19 protein-coding genes and 1 other RNA gene are annotated in these 18,887 nt (G+C 42.3%); 7 read left to right on the top strand and 13 right to left on the bottom strand.

Features of this window, described 5'->3' with window-relative positions; genetic code table 11:
• Positions 1-5 precede the first annotated feature (5 nt).
• Together ACA086_RS07465 and ACA086_RS07460 are read left to right on the top strand one after the other, a co-directional pair.
• Complete coding sequence (locus ACA086_RS07465; RefSeq protein WP_371002703.1) at positions 6-1,649, top strand: RagB/SusD family nutrient uptake outer membrane protein; 1,644 nt, start codon at positions 6-8, stop codon at positions 1,647-1,649.
• Between the two features lie 327 nt (positions 1,650-1,976).
• Positions 1,977-2,462, top strand: a complete 486-nt coding sequence (locus ACA086_RS07460; protein ID WP_371002702.1) for a hypothetical protein — start codon at positions 1,977-1,979, stop codon at positions 2,460-2,462.
• Positions 2,463-2,565: 103 nt separating this feature from the next.
• Here the strand turns inward: ACA086_RS07460 and ACA086_RS07455 are convergent, their stop codons facing one another.
• From ACA086_RS07455 to ACA086_RS07430, 6 genes are all read right to left on the bottom strand, one after another.
• Complete coding sequence (locus ACA086_RS07455) at positions 2,566-3,105, bottom strand: 1-acyl-sn-glycerol-3-phosphate acyltransferase (RefSeq protein ID WP_371002701.1); 540 nt, start codon at positions 3,103-3,105, stop codon at positions 2,566-2,568.
• Between the two features lie 85 nt (positions 3,106-3,190).
• The gene (locus ACA086_RS07450) at positions 3,191-4,318 is read right to left on the bottom strand and encodes an iron-containing alcohol dehydrogenase family protein (protein WP_371002700.1); all 1,128 of its coding nucleotides are present in this window, start codon (positions 4,316-4,318) and stop codon (positions 3,191-3,193) included.
• A gap of 7 nt (positions 4,319-4,325) precedes the next feature.
• Positions 4,326-5,024 (bottom strand): HAD family hydrolase, encoded by a 699-nt coding sequence (locus ACA086_RS07445; protein WP_371002699.1) that lies wholly within the window; start codon positions 5,022-5,024, stop codon positions 4,326-4,328.
• Positions 5,015-5,743, bottom strand: a complete 729-nt coding sequence (gene kdsB / locus ACA086_RS07440) for a 3-deoxy-manno-octulosonate cytidylyltransferase (RefSeq protein WP_371002698.1) — start codon at positions 5,741-5,743, stop codon at positions 5,015-5,017. The genes ACA086_RS07445 and kdsB overlap by 10 nt, the downstream gene beginning before the upstream one ends.
• Before the next feature lie 30 nt (positions 5,744-5,773).
• Positions 5,774-6,343, bottom strand: a complete 570-nt coding sequence (locus ACA086_RS07435; protein ID WP_371002697.1) for a DUF4126 domain-containing protein — start codon at positions 6,341-6,343, stop codon at positions 5,774-5,776.
• A 34-nt stretch (positions 6,344-6,377) separates the two neighbouring features.
• Complete coding sequence (locus ACA086_RS07430; RefSeq protein ID WP_371002696.1) at positions 6,378-7,811, bottom strand: ATP-dependent RecD-like DNA helicase; 1,434 nt, start codon at positions 7,809-7,811, stop codon at positions 6,378-6,380.
• A gap of 102 nt (positions 7,812-7,913) precedes the next feature.
• Here ACA086_RS07430 and ACA086_RS07425 point away from each other — a divergent pair, with 102 nt between their 5' ends.
• From ACA086_RS07425 to ACA086_RS07415, 3 genes are read left to right on the top strand one after another with little or no spacing between them, the layout of a single operon-like run.
• Entirely contained in the window at positions 7,914-8,564 is a 651-nt protein-coding gene (locus ACA086_RS07425; protein WP_371002695.1) for a hypothetical protein, read from the top strand.
• Entirely contained in the window at positions 8,542-9,381 is an 840-nt protein-coding gene (locus ACA086_RS07420) for a DUF3822 family protein (RefSeq protein WP_371002694.1), read from the top strand. Before ACA086_RS07425 ends, ACA086_RS07420 begins: the two co-directional genes overlap by 23 nt.
• Positions 9,382-9,924 carry an RsmD family RNA methyltransferase gene (locus ACA086_RS07415; RefSeq protein ID WP_371002693.1) on the top strand — a complete coding sequence of 181 codons (543 nt, stop codon included), beginning with the start codon at positions 9,382-9,384 and terminating at the stop codon, positions 9,922-9,924.
• Here ACA086_RS07415 and rnpB read toward each other — a convergent pair.
• An RNA gene (gene rnpB / locus ACA086_RS07410) (RNase P RNA component class A) lies at positions 9,921-10,230 on the bottom strand. The genes ACA086_RS07415 and rnpB overlap by 4 nt on opposite strands.
• A gap of 120 nt (positions 10,231-10,350) precedes the next feature.
• Between rnpB and ACA086_RS07405 the strand changes: the two genes are divergently transcribed.
• Together ACA086_RS07405 and ACA086_RS07400 are read left to right on the top strand one after the other, a co-directional pair.
• Complete coding sequence (locus tag ACA086_RS07405; protein ID WP_371002692.1) at positions 10,351-12,159, top strand: DNA polymerase III subunit gamma/tau; 1,809 nt, start codon at positions 10,351-10,353, stop codon at positions 12,157-12,159.
• 91 nt (positions 12,160-12,250) lie between these two features.
• Complete coding sequence (locus tag ACA086_RS07400; RefSeq protein WP_371002691.1) at positions 12,251-12,832, top strand: tRNA-(ms[2]io[6]A)-hydroxylase; 582 nt, start codon at positions 12,251-12,253, stop codon at positions 12,830-12,832.
• Positions 12,833-12,835: 3 nt separating this feature from the next.
• Here ACA086_RS07400 and ACA086_RS07395 read toward each other — a convergent pair whose 3' ends face one another.
• The 6 genes from ACA086_RS07395 to ACA086_RS07370 all read right to left on the bottom strand — a co-directional run bounded on the left by ACA086_RS07395 (position 12,836) and on the right by ACA086_RS07370 (position 18,884).
• Entirely contained in the window at positions 12,836-14,122 is a 1,287-nt protein-coding gene (locus ACA086_RS07395) for an MFS transporter (RefSeq protein WP_371002690.1), read from the bottom strand.
• A complete protein-coding gene (gene ppk1 / locus ACA086_RS07390) occupies positions 14,122-16,239 on the bottom strand; it encodes a polyphosphate kinase 1 (protein WP_371002689.1) in 2,118 nt (705 codons plus the stop codon). The genes ACA086_RS07395 and ppk1 overlap by 1 nt, the downstream gene beginning before the upstream one ends.
• Entirely contained in the window at positions 16,236-16,724 is a 489-nt protein-coding gene (locus ACA086_RS07385) for a histidine phosphatase family protein (protein WP_371002688.1), read from the bottom strand. The genes ppk1 and ACA086_RS07385 overlap by 4 nt, the downstream gene beginning before the upstream one ends.
• Positions 16,725-16,779: 55 nt before the next feature.
• Complete coding sequence (pdxH, locus tag ACA086_RS07380; protein ID WP_371002687.1) at positions 16,780-17,427, bottom strand: pyridoxamine 5'-phosphate oxidase; 648 nt, start codon at positions 17,425-17,427, stop codon at positions 16,780-16,782.
• A gap of 78 nt (positions 17,428-17,505) precedes the next feature.
• Complete coding sequence (locus ACA086_RS07375; protein WP_371002686.1) at positions 17,506-18,411, bottom strand: ribonuclease Z; 906 nt, start codon at positions 18,409-18,411, stop codon at positions 17,506-17,508.
• On the bottom strand, positions 18,408-18,884 hold the full coding sequence (locus ACA086_RS07370) for a DUF3291 domain-containing protein (protein ID WP_371002685.1): 477 nt from the start codon (positions 18,882-18,884) through the stop codon (positions 18,408-18,410). The genes ACA086_RS07375 and ACA086_RS07370 overlap by 4 nt, the downstream gene beginning before the upstream one ends.
• Positions 18,885-18,887 lie beyond the last annotated feature (3 nt).

Genomic DNA, 18,887 nt, shown 5'->3' with positions numbered 1-18,887 from the left:
TAGTTATGTTAAGTAGAATTAAAATTGTGTTATTGGCAATCCTGGCGATTACCATAACTTCATGTGAGGAAGATTTCCTTGATACTACACCAACAGATGCTATAGCTGCGGCTGACGCATTTGCTAACGAAGAGAACATGCAACTGGTTCTTAATGGGCTGCATCGTGGTTTGTACTCACAGTCCCAGACCATATTCCCCGGAGGGAATACAGCAAGGGCAGGAAACCATTACTGGGTCCCACTGGGAGATAATTTGACTGGAGGTTTAATCCACTCTGCCAGTGCCAATAATTTAGGGTGGAGAACTGAAATGCAGTGGCTTTCCCATACAGATCCTTTTTCTTTAACAAATGAGATCTTGTGGTATCACCGCTATAATATTATTGCCGGAGCAAACGGCTTAATAAATAATGGAACAAATGGAAGTTTAACGGAAACTCCAACACTAAATACCATTTTGGGTCAGGCCTATACATATCGGGCTTACGCTTATCTTTCTCTCATACAGCACTATGCCAGAGGTTATCTGATTGGAAATCCCTCAGCTGACCCCGGAGTCCCTATTTTGTTTTCTTCAGAGGCTCCTTTTACAAGCGCACCTAGATCAACAGTACAGGAGGTATACGATCTGATTGAGGCCGACCTCGATGAGGCCATACGTCTATTTCAGATCGGTAGCCCGAGACCAAGTGGTGGACCTGACACAAAATCCCAATTAAATATAAATGTTGCTTATGGCCTTAAGGCTAGAATGGCCCTGTCCACGGGAGATTGGCAGACTGCTGCAGATAACGCAGTACTGGCAAGAGACGGTTTTCCCTTAATGAACGAAGCAGACTGGCTTTCCGGATTTAATACAAATAGTCTTTCTGAAGTGATTTGGGGATCAAATGTCATTGACGCTGAAACTACATTCTTCCGTTCCTATTTCTACTTGGCAAGTAACACCTTTAACGGGAGTCAGATTAGGAATAACCCTAAGATTGCGGATCGAAGGTTGATAGATGCCACCCCTGATACAGATTACAGGAAGAAAGCATTTATAATCGACGCGCCTAATACCAACTCCTCAGCAGCCAATGGAGAGGGCGGTTTTGGCAACGATCCGAATTACACGGATGAAGCAGTATTTGATGCCAGAGTCGAAGAACTGTATGCCACTTACGGTCTTACTTCCAGGTTCAACTTGCATCCTTATATGCACTTTAAACTCAAAAATAAGAATCCTGGTTCTATCGATCCTGATGATGTTATTTACATGCGTACATCAGAGATGTATTTAATTGAGGCTGAAGCAAGAGCCATGTTAAATGACATTCCCGGAGCTCAGGCAGCCCTGGATCCTCTGGGCAGTGAAAGAGATAGTGCATACGATGTCAGTGTTTACAATACTCAACAGGCTTTGATGGACCATATCAAATTTCAAAGAGGCCTGGAGCTATGGGGAGAAGGATTTGGATACACCGATAAAATTCGCTGGGATGAAGGTATTGACCATGCTGCTGATGGTGGCTCCGGTGCTTCAGAGATTCTGTATCAGCAAGCATATCAGGTTGAACGACCTTCTGTCAACGACGCCTGGATCTTTAAGATCCCACAGGCTGAAATTGATGCCAATCCTAATTTAGGTCCGGGTGATCAGAATTAATTCTCATTTTAAGCTATAATTGCTTGTTTTAGCTAGTAGTAAAGCCCTTTATTCAAACGTTAATAAAGGGCTTTATTTGTGTTTACTCCTCAGTGAAAATTGCACCTTATAATTAAAATTCTTATTCCAACGAATCGTGTCTCGCTATATGTAAGAGATCTCGATAAAACTTGCGTTGGAGATTCCAAAATGGATTAACTATTTTCTATTACCGCAATTCTAGGTAGTTGAATGACCAATATCATTGCTCAACTCCTGCAACGATCCTAATTTTAGGTCAAAGGATTATTACATCCTCATTTCCTAATTATATAAATTAAAGAAATCATGAGAACTTCAGCAAAAGTATTGGTATTGGCCACACTTAGCCTACTGTTCCTCGTCTTTTCATGTGATAAATCTGATGAAGATTCACTGACCAAAGAAGGTCCTTTTAACATCAGTGAACTCGCCGGAAACTGGGTTGCCACACAGGCTCAATTTAGTGTGAGTACCCATTCTGTGGATGTTGTTGAAGATGGAGGTACTGTAAGCATGACCGTTAATTCAAATGGACGTTTTACACTAACTATTAATCCTGTTGACCGAACAGCTTATACCGTTAGTGGTGAAATGTTTTGGGAACAATGGGAAGGAAGCTACTACTTTTCAATAGTTTGGGACGACGAACCTGACGACTGGGATACTTACGGTCATACCTGGGATGGCACCACATTTACCATTAACGGAGGTGCTGACACAGGAGAGTACGACTTTAACAATGACGGTGATGCAGAACCATGTACCATACATTTCGATTTTGTACGGGCTTAAACCAGCGTTAAAAATTTATTGTTAGTTAGATTTAAATCCGTATCCTAATTGATACCTGAAATACAATACTGAGCCTAAAACTTATTTCTAAAAAAGAACCGGCTCATGTATAAGCAGGTATCTTGCCAACAACCCCCCGGAAAAATTTCCTGTATAGTTCGAAATCTGCATCCTTGTTGTTAGTTGGAAAGTAGGGTTCGGATAGTTTTACCTGTTTCTTCCCGAAATCTAGGGCCACCATGACGATGGGTACCTTGGCCTGACGGGCAATATAATAGAAGCCCGTTTTCCACTTCTCAACTTTTTTCCTGGTCCCTTCGGGTGACAGGGCCAGTCTGAACACCTCTCTTTGCCTGAAGATCTCCACGGTTAGGGCTACGGTATCGCTATTTTTGCTGCGGTCTATAGGCGTACCTCCAAGACTACGGAAAATCCAGCCAAAAGGCGGTTTAAACAAACTGTGTTTCCCGATAAAGTGGACCTGCTTTCCAACAATACTGCGCACCAGCAATCCCAGAATAAAATCTACCCAACTGGTATGAGGGGCGACAATCACCACGCATTTGGATACCTCCGGAAATTGCCCGATGAGTTCCCAGCCCCACAGCCGATGAAAGATAAAAAAACTCAGTTTTTGCATCATATGATTCCCGGTAAAATAACAACTTAAGTCGGATATTATGTACTGTACAGATAAGGACTAAGTTAGGATCGAAACGTGGACAGGATTATATTTTAAGATATATCTCCTTTAGTGTTTCCCTGCTGATCTTTTCGCGCCATGACTTGCCCAGAGCATTTTCCCAGAGAGGTTCCATGCCTAAGGATACAGAGATCATGGTATCCATTTCTTCGTCGGATAGAGCCCCGCAGATATTTTCAGGTAATTCAATCTCATGCCGCCGTTTCATCTCGTGAAACAGCTTCACGCCCTCCGGATAATAATCCTGAAGATGCTGAAATACGAGACAATTCCCAATTCCATGCTTTGTTCCCAGAACATAAGATAACCCGTAACTCATCGCATGAGCTACTCCCACTTGTGAATAGGCTATGCTCATTCCTCCATGCCAGGACGCCATCATCAGTTTCTCTCTGGATTCCTCTGGACATAAATCTCCCAGAAAAACTTCTTTACACAGGTCAAGTGCCTTTTCCCCATAACTTTGGCTAAAAGCATTTAAAAAACTTCCATTGAGCGACTCAATACAGTGGATATAGCAGTCCATCCCGGTATAAAACCATTGATCTTTGGGGACTCCTATGGTAAGATCAGGATCTAGGAGTACCTGGTCAAAGGTGGTGTAATCTGAATTAATCCCTAGTTTTTTATTGGGTCCCAGTAGGACAGTTGTCCTTGAAACCTCGGCGCCTGTACCGCTGATGGTGGGGATTCCCACGTGATATATGGCAGGTTTTCCCACCAGGTCCCATCCCTGATAATTATGTGCATTCCCATTGTTATTGAGCATGATAGATACAGCCTTGGCCAAATCAAGCAGGGTTCCCCCTCCTATTCCCACAATTCCGGATGGTAATTCCTCAAATTCCTTTTTAATATAACGCACAAGTGAGTCAACCTGCTCGGTTTTGGGTTCTTCATCGGCTGATATAAAGATAACCTTATCGTTAAACAATACCGGAAGCCTGCCAGGCAGCGATTTATGTTCAAATACCTCATCAACCAGGTAAATGATGGGGGCTTCTGAGTTCTTTCGCTTTGGTAATAATATGTCGCCCAATTGATCAAAACAACCGGTCCCATAAACCACCCTGGGTACCATAGGAAAATTCTTGAATCGGGCTGGGGATTCTTTTTTAGCCATTGAAGTTGCAGGTTTTTTCTCAGTTTCCATTGGGGGTTCAGAGGTATTTTAAGATGTCTTTTATTCCAGAGAGAGTAAGATGATCATTCGTATGCGATGAAGGGTCTACTTCTTCATGTGCCCAGGTGGTGTGAAAAGGAACATGAACAGCCTTAGCACCAATAGCTAAGATAGGCAATACATCAGATTTAAGGGAATTTCCAATCATCAGAAATTCCTCAACACCGATCTCGAGATGGTCCAAAAGGTTTTTATAATTTATTTCTTTTTTGTCGCTCAACACTTCTACATGGTGAAAATACTCGGACAAACCCGATCGGTCGAGTTTGCGCTCCTGATCCAGAAGATCTCCTTTAGTTAAAACAATAAGACGATATTTATCAGATAGTTGCTTTAGCACTTCCTCCACGTCATCGAGCAATTCTACAGGATGGGCAATCATCCTTTTACCAAGATTCAAAATTTTTGAAAGGGTTGTCTGCGACACCTGGTTATTTGAAATATCCAGGGCCGATTCGATCATGGAAAGTGTAAAACTCTTGATCCCGTAACCATAAAGATCTAAATTATCAATCTCCGTCCTGAATAGTTCCTGATCAATTTTATTCTTGGTCTCATAATTTTCCAAAAGTGACGTAAACTCTTCTTCAGCTTCCCTGAAATAGGTTTCATTCACCCAGAGCGTGTCATCAGCATCAAAACCAATTACTTTTATTCCACTGAAATCTACTTCCATGCTGCTTTTGCTTTTTCGAGATCTTCCGGAGTATCGATCTCGATACCCGTAATACTAGTCTCTACCATCTTAATCTTTTTCCCGTACTCCAGGTACCTGATGGCTTCAATTTTTTCAGAAGCTTCGAGGGGTAACATTGGCAGCCTCTTAAAATCGAGAACAGCCTGCTTCCTGAATGCATACACCCCTTTGTGCTTGTAATATGTTGGGCTGATTCCCGTAGCCCTTGGATACGGTATTACCGATCTCGAGAAATACAGCGCAAAATTTCGTTGATCCACAATCACTTTCACTGTATTGGGATTCTCTATATCATCTCTTTCTGTGATTTTTGTCATCAGAGACGCAAGGTCAATTTCTCCTGCTTCATCCTGCTTAAACACCTGTAAAAGACTTGCCAGGCTTTCCTTATCTGTAAACGGCTCATCTCCCTGTACGTTGACCACTATATCCACATCCAGGTTTGCTACGGCTTCTGCAATCCTGTCACTCCCACACTCGTGTTCCTCTACGCTCATCATCACCTTCCCGCCTTCCTCCTCAATCGTCTTATAAATAAGTTCGCTGTCAGTTACCACGTATACCTCCTCAAACAAACCCGTTGCCCGGGCAGCTTCATAAGTTCTCAGAATAACAGGTTTCCCACCCAGATCCTGCATAAGCTTTCCCGGAAATCGGGAAGCGGCGTACCTGGCGGGAATCATGGCGATTATTTTCATACTATATCTACTGTCTATCTGATTATTTGATTATTTGCTCAATCTGGGCCTTAACTTCCTGTAAATGGTAAAGATAAAAATCAACAACAGAATTACCAGGATAGAGGCAATCACTGGGGCAATGACCGAAACCACTGACATAAGCAAAGCCGTTGCCGTTTCGATAAGTGATATAATTGGATTTCCCACACCTGCTGTTGTTGCCGTGGACGTTAGTCTCCCCGTTGCTGAAGCCCCTTTAATGGCCGCTGCCGTTCCCCCACCTGCAATAATTGCCAGGGACCAGGTAATGACCGGGTCGAGTTCTGAAACGGTAGCAACCATTACTGCCGTTCCTGCTAAAGCCGCTAATGGAAGAGCTATACTGTCGAGCAAATTATCCACATAGGGAATAAAATAGGCGAATATCTCAACCACCGTAGCCACCCCTAAAGTAATCAGCGCGGGAACACTACCGATCCATTCCCACTGATCATTGAGGTCCCATACTTGAAAGTAAGCAGCAAGGCTTAGAACAAAAAGAGGTAAAAATACCCTGAAGCCTACTGAGGCTGCCAGTCCTATACCCAAAAAAATGCTAATCATGGTCTCTGCGGTCATCTGCTGAGGTTCTTTTGTCTAAAGTTACGTATTATCAATCAAGAAAAAAATCGTCTTTAAACCCAATTAAATACAACTTTTCCCGAGCCCGGGTTATGGCTGTATACAGCCATCGATAATATTCCCTGTCAGGGTCGGAGGGCAGATAAGGTTGTTCCACAAATACCGTGTGCCATTGCCCTCCCTGAGATTTATGACAGGTTATGGCGTAAGAGAATTTTACCTGTAAAGCATTAAAAAAAGTATTGTTTTTCACTCCCAGGAACTTCTTGTATTTAGAGGATTCATGTGCGTAATCCTTTAGCACCTCCTGATAGAGCCTGTTGCCATCTTCGTAAGACAGGGAAGGCGTCTCAGCCGTTAAGGTATCGAGTAACAATACAGTTTCAAAAGGCTTCTGATTGGGGTAATCCGTCATTCTCATTTTCACTTCGGCAAAGCGAAAGCCGTAGAGTTCTTTAAAAGCAAATATCTCCAGTATCTCAATGATGTCCCCATTGGCGATAAATCCTGCTTCCGACTTAGGGTTGAGCCAGTAGTAATTATTCTTGACCACCATGAGATAATCCCCAACGGCCAGATCGTTTTCAAGGAAGAGGATTCTATTCCTGATATTTTCATTGTATAAATTAGCCCTTTTATTCGATCTGACTATCAATGCTGTCTCCTCCTTTCCCTGGGAGGAATAGGCTTCTTCTATGGCCTCCTGTATGGCATAACCATCTGTAAGTCGGACAATATCCACAAAAGAGTTAAGTTGAAACTGAAAAGTGGCGTTTAGAAGATTGTCAAGCTGATTCCTTAAATCAGTCGCATTGACAAGAATTCCCGAATCCTGTACCTGCCGTACCACTTCATCAAGTTCAATGACTGTAACATCTTTGGCAAAGCGCGATCGTAGCTGATCTTCGTTCAGGGCCGGACTCAATGTAAGTCGTACCGGAGGCAACTGAGCCGTATCCCCGATTAAAATCAACTTGCATTGATGCCCGGAATACACAAATTGAATAAGGTCATCGAGTAAAGAACCATTCTCAAAGAGTTTACTGTCTGACGGTGTATCGGGAATCATAGAAGCCTCATCTACGATAAAAACAGTATTCCTGTGCTTATTGGGTGCCAGTACAAACTGTATCCCGCCACCTCTTTGCTTCCTGGGGAAGTATATCTTCCGATGAATGGTAAACGCCTGCGTTTTAGCGTATGCAGACATTACCTTTGCTGCCCGTCCTGTAGGAGCCATTAATACAGATTTCATCTTGGTGTTCCACAAATTGGTAACCAAATTTCCTATGATTGTGGTCTTACCCGTCCCGGCAAATCCCTTGAGTAAGAATAAATCATCCTTTGTCTTCGAAAGCAGGAATTCAGACAGTAATTGTAGCGTTATATCCTGCTTTTCGGTGGGGTGATGCGGGAAATTGTCCTTGAGTAATGCGTAGAAAGAAGCCGGGGTGGTTGTTACCATAAGAGCCCAAAGATAAAGAGGATTTTTAGGTCAAAACCTTTTGCGATTAAAAAAAAATTGTAGATTTGTTGGAACCGCTAAATTTAACTAATTCGAGTTCTAATGAAAACCATTCTGCAAATAGTACTTTGGATCGCTTGTATTGTTTTAGGTTATTTGATCTATCGATCAGTTACCGGGCCAATTGAATTTAAAAAAGTAAAACAGGAACGCTTCAGTAAGGTAATTTCTGTAATGAAAGATATCCGAAATTCCCAAGAAGCTTATAAGACGGTTAATGGAAAATTTGCGAATGATTTTAAAAGTCTGATTTCATTTGTGGATACTGGTAAATACACCATTACCCAGCAACGTGATTCTTCTTATATGGAGTTCGATAAAACATACGGAATTGATCTCCTCCAAGAAGTGACTATCATAGACACCTTAGGATTTGTTTCCGTTAAGGATTCTCTCTTTAAAGGCGATGATCGATATAAATCTATGATGTCTGTTCCTTATGCTCAGGGGGGAGAACAGTTTGAAATGAAAGCCGATATTATCGATAAAAGTGGTTATAGAGCTCCTGTCTTCGAAGTTAAGGTTAAAAAAGATATTGTCCTCTACGATCAGCCTAAAGACCTCCTCACAAGAGAAAACTCTCAAATTAGCGTGGAAGAAGTAAATGGATCGGAGATCAAAGTTGGTTCACTTACTGAGGTAAGTACTAACGGAAACTGGCCCCCTATTTATGACAAAAAAGGAGACCAATAACGAGGCTATTAACGATATAATTCTTGAAGATTATTATAAGTTGTCCATTCAGGTGAGCCTGAATGGACTTTCTTTTTGCATTCTCGATTCCATTGGCAAAAAGATTATAAGATCAGAATCCTACAGGTTCCGCTCCAGGCTTAACCCCTTTGAAGCCCAGAAAGAACTAAAGGCGTTTATTAAGACACAGGCAATTACCGACTATTCATTTTCAGAGGTTATAGCAGTGCACAGAAATGATTTATTCAGCCTTGTCCCCAAAGTTTTGTTCGTTCCCGGGGAATTGCCCAACTACCTGAAGTACAATGCCAAAATCCTGGCAAATGACCTCCTGGAATACGATGAAATCCAGTCTTTTGATCTGGTTAACGTTTATGTCCCCTTTGTGAATATCAATAATGACATATATGACCTCTTCGGGGATTTTGAATTTAAACATCACGCAACGGTGCTGATTGAATCCCTTCTCGCAAGCAGCAGCACTGGAAATGAACCCGTTTGCTATGCCTATGTTAGCCCGGAGGAATTTGATTTAATCATCGTCCGAAATAAAAAACTACTGTTGTTTAACAATTTTACCTATACAACTCCTGAAGACTTTCTTTACTACCTCATGTTTTCGTTGGAACAACTCGAATTTGATACCAACGAGATTAAACTCAGGCTTTTTGGCGCGATCGAAGAAGGAGATGCTGTATTTGAATTGTGCCAGGAATACATCCAAAACATTTCTATCTATATTCCCGATATACCAGATGGCCTGTCCTTTGAAGGGCCCAAACCAGCAGATAATTATCTGGTCATAAATTCCCTGTAAATGAGAATCATTTCGGGAACCCACAAAGGAAGACGTATTACGCCACCAAAGAACCTACCGGTAAGACCTACTACGGATATGGCAAAAGAAGCCCTGTTCAATATTCTCACCAACAACTATTACTTTGAAGATATTAAAGTACTCGATCTTTTTGCCGGAACGGGCAATATGAGCTTCGAGTTTGCTTCCAGAGGCTGTAAGGAGGTCACTAGTGTCGATACTCATTCGGGATGTATCAGCTTTATTGCAAGTAAATCAGAAGAGTGGGGATTCCCCATCGCAACAAAACGAGTGGATGTATTTAAATTTCTCGAAAAAACCCAGGAAAAGTACGATTTGATTTTTGCCGACCCGCCCTATAATATTTCGGCAGATGAATTTGGTTTGATTCATCACATTGTCTTTGAACGGGACTTGCTATTAGCTGATGGATTGCTGGTTATTGAGCATGCTAAAAAGACAGACCTGTCGAATCTTGCACACTTTGCATCAGTCAGGAAATACGGGAATAGCAGCTTTAGCTTTTTTAAAAAGGAAATATAAAAAGCAGATCATAAGCCGGATTCTGTTCCCCTAAGGGCCCTTATCATTTATCTGGATGTTTGGTTACCCAAACATTCTAGCCGCCTACCCTTCAGCTCGGACGTGCAGCCCTCAATCGCTGATTTACATGGCGTTTCACCGCATAGAGTTTACCTGATTTCACTACAGCTTAACCTGTACATACTTTCTGTTGCACTTGTCCTATCCTGCTTTCGCAAGACGACGGGTGTTACCCGCTATGCCGCACTAAGGTGTCCGGACTTTCCTCCTCCCGCTAAAGCGGAAAGCGATAAGGTGATCTGCTTCTTGCAAAGGTAGTCAATTGTTGATAAAAAGTAGGTAATCAGCATGAAAAGCCGGGTGCTAACCGCCAGCTATTTTTATATTTGTAGAGAGGGCACGTGCCCTTGCAGCATTTTATTATCCATGGAACCATTTATTGTCTCTGCCAGGAAGTACAGACCCCAGACTTTCAAAGATGTCGTTGGGCAGGAAGCTATTACCAATACACTTACCAACGCCATTGAAAACAATCACCTGGCGCAGGCTTTGTTGTTTTGTGGTCCCAGGGGGGTAGGTAAAACTACTTGTGCGCGTATTCTTGCCAAGCAGATCAACAGGGATGGTTCCGAAAGAGAAGACGAGGACTTTGCCTTTAATATTTTTGAACTCGATGCTGCATCCAATAACTCTGTGGATGACATCAGGAACCTGATAGACCAGGTGCGTATTCCACCTCAGGTGGGGAAATACAAAGTATATATCATTGATGAGGTTCACATGCTTTCCCAGTCGGCTTTTAACGCTTTTCTAAAGACGCTGGAAGAACCACCTAAACACGCCATTTTCATTTTGGCTACAACCGAGAAGCACAAGATCATTCCAACAATTCTCTCCCGCTGCCAGATTTTTGATTTTAAGCGCATTACGGTAACTGATGCTGCAAATTATCTCAAGTATATCTCAGAACAGCAAGGGATAGTTGCAGAGGATGATGCCTTGCATATCATCGCTCAAAAAGCCGATGGGGCGCTTCGGGATGCACTTTCGATTTTCGACCGGGTCGTAAGTTTTTCAGGAAAAGAATTAACCCGAAAGGCCGTCACTGAGAATTTAAATGTCCTCGATTACGATACTTATTTTAAAGTTACTGAGCTTATTCTGGAAAACGATATTCCGGGATTATTACTCCTGTTTAATAAAATTCTCGCCCAGGGATTTGAGGGCCATCATTTCGTAATAGGTCTGGCATCACATTTCCGTGACCTAATGGTATGCAGACATGAAGATACCATAGAACTTTTGGAAGTAGGAGATCATGCCAAGCAACTCTACCTGGAACAATCCAAAAAGACTTCAAGGGAATTCCTGCTGAAGGCGCTCGAACTTACAAACGAAACGGATCTTAAGTATAAAAGCAGTAAAAATGCCCGACTCCTCGTTGAGCTTACCCTCATGAAACTGGCATCCCTTTCGTTTTCAGGTGAAAAAAAAAATCCTGACAACAAGCATAGCAACATCCTCCCACTAAATGCCCTGATTCCAGCTTCGTATTATCGCCTTATGGCAAAACAGGAAGGACAAAAACCTGTAAACCCGGAACTCATCGCAACTTCCCCCCAAACAGAAGCAGATATAAATACAAATGGGCAGGATGCTGAAGAAACCGTCACCGAACCTGAGACAGAGGAAGTAAACATCGTGGAAGAAGCCTTCGCTCATGATCAGGCTGTCGTTTCAGAACCCCTGCGTAAGATAGAGATTAAAAGTCCGCCCAAACGCGTATCCGGTCTTTCCCTTTCCAGTATTAAGGCGAAGAAAAAACACGAACTGAACAAGATTGAAGTCACTTATGACGAAGATTCCCTGCCTAATGACCCCTTTACTCTTGAGGATCTCAGGAAACACTGGCATGATTACGTACAAAAAATTGACGATGAAGGAAAAAAAATACTGGCGAGCAACCTGAACTCTGATCTCCCTAAAATTAAGGATAATACTATCTCTATAGAATTACCAAACGATACTATGAAAAAGGAGGTAGAAAGAGAGCAATCCTCCCTTATGAACTACCTCAAGTCATCTCTGAACAATCATTACCTCCAGCTCTCCATCAGTGTCAACGAGGAAACTATTAGAAAATATGCCTTTACACCGGAAGAGAAATATGAAAAGCTACGAGAAAAAAATCCTGCCATTGATCTTTTGCGTAAGACATTCGACCTAGATTTATAATGGCTATAGAAAAGGGTGCAAATCCCTGGTAGTTTTATTCCCCTTCAATTTTATTATTTTTATCAGCTAGTAAATCAGTTTATATTCAACTATGCTCGGACTCAAATTGCCTACAGACCCCAGATGGGTTAACATTGTGGAAATGAATATCGATGAGATCCTCACAGACCACGCCTATTGCGAGCAAAAGGCAGCAAGTACTGCTATTTCACTCATCGTTACTTTTCCGGAGTACCCCGACTTAATAAATGAAATGATCGCCTTGTCAAGGGAAGAGATGGGGCATTTTAAAATGGTACATGAACGTATCCTGGCCAGAGGGAAGACGCTGGGGAAATACAGGAAAGATGAATACGCCATTGCCCTGCAAAAATTTTTCCCAAAAGGGGGTTCTAGGACGACTCAATTAGTACACAGATTACTTTACGCCGCTCTTATTGAGGCCAGAAGTTGTGAACGCTTTCGACTATTATCCGAACAGTTAAAGGATAAGGAATTAGCCGAATTCTACCGCTCTCTAATGGAAAGCGAGGCCGGCCACTATACTTTATTCTTAAATTTTGCGCGTAAGTATGGCGATCGGAAAGAAGTGGATGTCAAATGGAATGCACTCCTTGAATACGAAGCTACCATTATGAAAGGTCTCGGAACCAGGGAAACCATCCATGGATGATTCCTATACCTCCTTCAGTCTGTAGGTCCAATACATACTGAGTAGTAACATTCCAATAAAAAATAGCAGCAGAATATCATAATTAAACCATTCAGCAATAAATCCAATACCAGCGGTTAGAATTGTAAAAAGTCCAATTAGAGTATTCGACAAGGAAATATATAAAGGTCTTTCCTTCTCTGGGGCAAAGTCGGTCAGGTAGGTCTTCCTGCTAAGACGAGCACCTCCGTGAGCCATCATATTCAAAAGAATCAAGGGCGCAAAAAGATAAATACTCTGTATTGATGGATTGAGGTACATAAATCCCAGCACCAGGAGGCAATTAAATATCCCGAACACGGAGATAAGCAACATCAATTTTCGTGACGACCTGTCAGCGAATTTGCCCCAAAACGGACTGGATACCATCGCTGCAATCCCCGAAGCAATGACAAAGATCCCGAGTCCGGAAAACGACGCCTGGGTCGATTCCTTCCCGATAATGACAAAAAAAGGCTGGGCAAGAGGAATCGCCATTAAAAATGCCCTGGCCAGTATAAAGTTTCTGAGATTGGTATCCTTTTTTAATATACTTAGTCCCGCCTTAAATTCCTGCAAAGGTGTGCGACCACCATCTGTTGCGCCGGGGGCCTCTTTTATCAAGATAAAAAATAGCCCAGCCAGGATCCACAAAATGGTCGCTACTCCTACTAATAAAAGGATAACAGCCATAGGATCCCAGGAATTGAGAAAAAAATAAAGCACCAGACCAAAGATCAATGTAAGTATCCCTCCCCCGGTAGCTCGCCAGGCAAGAAGTTGCCCGCGTTTTCCTTTGGGAATGGTTTTACCCATCACGTCTTTAAAAGCTACAGAAGATACCCCACTGGCCATGCTAAAGAACAGCAGCAATACAACTACTGCAGTACCCGCCTCCCATCCGTCTAAAAACATCAGAGATATCCCCATCAACATCACCAAGATTGCCTGAATAAATGCCGGAATCGCCCAGAAATATTTCCTAAGAGGGTATTTCCTGATTGCGCCTGAAACGGCCAATTGAGGTAATAAACTGCCCAGGTTCTTTAGAGGGACCAGCATTCCAGAAAATCCCGAGCCACTGCCCACCAGGGATAATATCCAGGGTAAGGTAACATTCGGACTCACGAGTTGTTCCGCTAATTTGGAGCAAAATCCACTAAAGGCATTTTTCAGAAAATTCCCCGGTACCTCCTCACAGTGCTCTTCCGCAATTGGCTCACAACTGCGAAGCTCCAATTCCAGATTCAACAATTTTGCCACCTTATCCATTATTCAACAGATGACGGGAGGGGTTGTTTTTTCTTTTCAACGAGCTTGTTTTGATAATAATCATACAGGGCAAACTGGGATCTTAAGCTGGGCTTGTTATTCCTTACATAGGCATTGTCCTGTTCTTCATTAAACTTTCGGGCTTTCACATTATCCTGCCAGCAGATCTCAAAAGTATCTATGAGTTCATTTTTAATTTCAGGATCGTAAACAGGGCATCCAACTTCTACCCTATTCTCAATATTTCTAGTCATCCAGTCGGCAGACGATATATAAATTTTTGGGTCTCCCCCATTGGAAAAAATGAAAAGTCGAGGATGTTCCAGAAATTTATCCACGATGCTGATCGCTTCAATATTTTCACTCATCCCCTTTATCCCCGGAATGAGGCAGCAGATGCCCCTGACAATCATTTTTATTTTTACCCCGGCCCTGCTCGCTTCGTACAATTTATCGACCATATTATACGAGGTAAGACTATTCATCTTTATCTTGATATAGGCCTCTTTCCCTTGTTTAACATTTTCTATCTCATTATCAATGAGTTTTTTAAATACACTTTTGGTGTAGTGGGGGGAAACAATAAGGTGTTTGTACTTGTTGATTTTGTAGCTGGTTTCAAAGAAATCGAAAACCATATTCAGCTCTTTCAGGATTTTATCGTTGGCTGTAAAAAGGGTATAATCGGTATAAATTCGCCCAGTGGTCTCGTTGAAATTACCGGTACTAACCAGTCCGTATCTTCTTATCCCATCCTGTTCTTCCCGCTCAATAAGGCAGATCTTGCTATGTACCTTTAAACCCGGCACCCCAAAGATAAGTTTTACCCCTTCCTCCTGCAGCTGTTCGGCATAGCCGATGTTGGCAGTCTCATCAAACCGGGCTCTGAGCTCTATTTGTACTGTTACCTGCTTTCCGTTTTTAGCCGCATTGATCAGGGAAGAAACTACCTGGGAATTATCCGCGAGGCGATAGACCGTGATCTTGATGGCTTTCACCTTGGGATCGAGCGCTGCTTCCCGAAGAAAGCGAATGATATACGAAAATTTGTGATAGGGGGTGTATTGAAGAAAATCCTTTTCAGCGATCTGATCGAGAAAACTCCCTTCCAGGTCGATTCCCTTTATTGCAAGAGGCTTGATCTTTTTGTACATAAGATCTTCCTTGCCCAGACTCGGGAAGCTCATATAATCTCTTCTGTTGTGATATCTCCCGCCGGGGATGACACTATCTGTATCGGTGATCCCCATCTTCTCAGTCAGAAAACTAAGTGTACCCTTTTCAATACTCTTGTCATAGACGAAGCGAACCGGATCGCTGATCTTTCGGTTATCCACACTGGAGGATATTTTTTCAATAAAGCTTTTACTGAGATCATTGTCGATATCGAGTTCGGCATCACGGGTAATTTTAATCATATGGGCCGATATAGAAGCGTAATCGAACATCGAGAAAATACTTTTCAGGCAGTAGCGGATCAGATCATCCAGGATGATGATATAATGTTTGTCACCTTCCTTTGGCAAGACTACGAATCTGTCGATCCCCTTTGGGATTTCAATAAGGGCAAAACTGATGTCGTTTTCATGATGGCCAGCCTCAGTTTTATGATCAGAATTCAGGATCATTTTAATGGCCAGATAGGCGGCACTATCTTTTAGCATTGGAAAAGAGGCTAAGTCGTTTAGGATAATGGTCATAAGTTGCGGACTTACCCTCTCCTGGAAATAGGTCTTTAAAAATTTGGATTGCTCCTCGGTTACCTCTTTCTCGTTGATCAGAAAAATATTTTCCCCCTCCAGTTCCTTTTCAATTTCATTGTGTATTTCCAGGCTGCGGGTCTGTTGTTCAATGACAATTTTAGTGATCTCCTCAAGTAGATCCTTGGCCACTTCTCCGCCGAGGACACTCTTTCCCGATTTTCCGGCCTCCACAATACGTTTTACGGTGGCATATCGAACCTTAAAAAATTCATCCAGGTTATTTGAAAAAATTCCTAAAAACCGAAGTCGCTCAATCAGGGGGACATTTGGATCAGCACTTTCCTGCAGCACACGGTCATTAAATTTTAACCAGCTGATTTCCCTGTTGATATATCTGTTTTTGCTCTTATTCATATACTTAGCTCTTTGGGGATCACAACTCTTTCCGTTTTGCCGCGTTTTAAATCTTTCCATTGCCTGATATTAAAAGAAAGATGAACAAGACCGGTGGTCGGGACATTATCGATATGTACATCCCCCAATTCATTAACTATCTCCGTGAAGGCGTGATTGTGTCCAAAAACCATGATCTTATCCTGTGAATCGGGCAGGTCTCTTAGAAAGTCGAGCAATTCGTTACCTGAAAAAACATACAGACCATCTGCAAGTGAGAATTTTTGATATGGAATTTTCATGACTCTGAGAAAAATAACACAGGTATGCAGTGCACGGATGGCCGGACTGGAATAAACCACATCAGGCTTAACTGAAAAAGCACCAAAATGACGTGATACTTTATGTGCGTCTTTCACTCCTCTTTCTTTCAAAGGTCTGTCGCGGTCTTCTACCCCTAAATCCCAGGAGGACTTGCCATGTCTGACCATTATTAGATGTTTCATAGTTGTGTGTATAAAGATTATGACAAGCTCAATAAAATAAGTACTAGCCTTGCTGCTAAGGTGCCAGCCTTTCTAATTTCCAATTGTAATCCTCTTGCAGCGTATATCGCAATCGATCGTGAAGGCGATTGGGTCTTCCCTGCCAGAATTCAACTGACACCGGTGATACCAGATATCCTCCCCAATATTCGGGCCTGGGGATCTCACCCTGTTCGTATTTTTTCTCGAGTTCTTTCAGTTTCTCCTCCAGAACTTCACGAGAAGGAATCACTTCACTTTGTTCAGAAACTATTGCACCTAATTTACTCCCTGTGGGCCTGGATTCAAAATATCCATCCGACATATTTTCAGGTATCTTTTGCGCAGTGCCTTTGATAATCACCTGCCGTTCGATCCCTGGCCAGAAAAATGACAGACAAAGCCTGGGGTTTTTTTCAATGGCCTTCCCTTTTTCACTTAAATAATTAGTGTAAAAAATAAAACCCTCATAGGTATACCTTTTAAGAAGTACGACCCTGCTTTTGGGAAATCCGTCCAAACCAAGAGTGGAGACCGTCATGGCGTTAGGCTCATCGGAAGTTCCCGATTTTTCAATTTCATGAAACCACTTCTGAAAAAGTTCCATGGGGTTATCCGATACGGCAGATTCAAGTAAGGCACTTTTTTTATAGGCTTTGCGGTAACCGCCTAAGTCTTTTTCCATATCTGAACCCTTGCTTTCCATAGGTAACAAAGTTGGTGAAATCTTTACAAAAAGGGAAATTGAGACCTCTTTTTCAGCTTATATCTCAAGTACTTTTCCATCTTCCGCAAGATCTACCTCAGGAAAAATTACGGAGGCTTCATCCAGAAATGCCTTCTTCTGCTTGTATCGGGTTGAGAAATGCCCCAAAAGTAAGCGCTTTACCCCTGCTTCCTTGGCAATTTTGGCTGCCTCCATGGCCGTTGAATGCTTTGTTTTGGCTGCGAGATGAGCTTCCCTGGACAGGAAAGTAGCTTCGTGGTAAAGGAGATCTGCATTGTGGATCAAAGGAACAATGGAAAGTTCAAAAGCTGTATCACTGCAATAGGCATACGATTTTGGTGAAGGTGGATCAAAGGTGAGGAGGGTATTTGAAATCACTTCTCCGGAATCAAGCCGAACGTCTTTCCCTTTTTTAATATTCTTAAAAAAAGCCTTGTCTACCTTGTATTTGGCAACAGCTTCAATATTTAGTGTTCTTTCCTTGGTCTTTTCTGAGAAAAGAAACCCATTTGTATAAATTCTGTGGTTGAGGGGAATAGTCCTTACTTCAACTTTTTCATTTTCAAAGATCAATCCCGAAGAACTCTCCTTTAATTCGTGAAAAATCAGGGGATAATTGGTCCGGGAATTACCCAGCTTAAGAATAGAAATAATAACTTCTTTTAAGCCTGATGGTCCGTAAACATGTAATTCCTTCTCCCTACCAAGCAGCTGAAAGGTTGAAAGTAACCCGGGTAACCCAAAAAAATGATCCCCGTGAAGGTGAGAGATAAAAATATGATTGATCCTGGTAAACTTTATCTTCTGTTTTCTCAATTGTACCTGGGTGCCTTCCCCGCAATCAATCAGAAAAATATGATTTCGGATATCCAAAACCTGGGAAGTAGGATTGCCTTTTAATGAGGGCGTTGCCGCATGGCACCCTAGGATGTGGAGTTTCATAAAGGGGTCGACTTGTTAGTCAGATATTTCTCGGCATCATTCGCACTGAATGAGGAGCGAAAGCTAAAAGCCAGAGGAGTTTCTCCCATTTTATTAAGGTGATCAAGGTGCCTTTTGGCTTCCTGAAGAGTGATTTCCTTTTCCTTAGTGTAAAAACATACCATATGTGCAGAATTCAACTTCTCAAACCATTCGTTCTTTCGTTTGTAGATTTCCACATGTGGGCTGTGATAGGTAAATTCCATTAAAGCTTCCCGTGATTCCCAAATCGACATGTTCACAACCAGTGCCGGGTCACCAAATACCTCAGCAGCATCACTATCAGGTTCCTCTACCCATCTCCAGATAAAACCGGGACTCTTCTCAGCTATGACGTTGATTCGGGTCGTATTATTAACAAAATCGGCCATTTTGGGATCCTCTAATGGATACCTTGCTTTAGCAATATTGACTTGTGCGAAGTAATAATTCATGTA

Origin of the sequence: Muriicola sp. E247, from assembly GCF_041358175.1 — a bacterium.
GTDB lineage: Bacteria > Bacteroidota > Bacteroidia > Flavobacteriales > Flavobacteriaceae > Muriicola.
The sequence above is the reverse complement of the archived record's forward strand: the minus strand, read 5'-3'. Positions and strand labels throughout refer to the sequence as shown.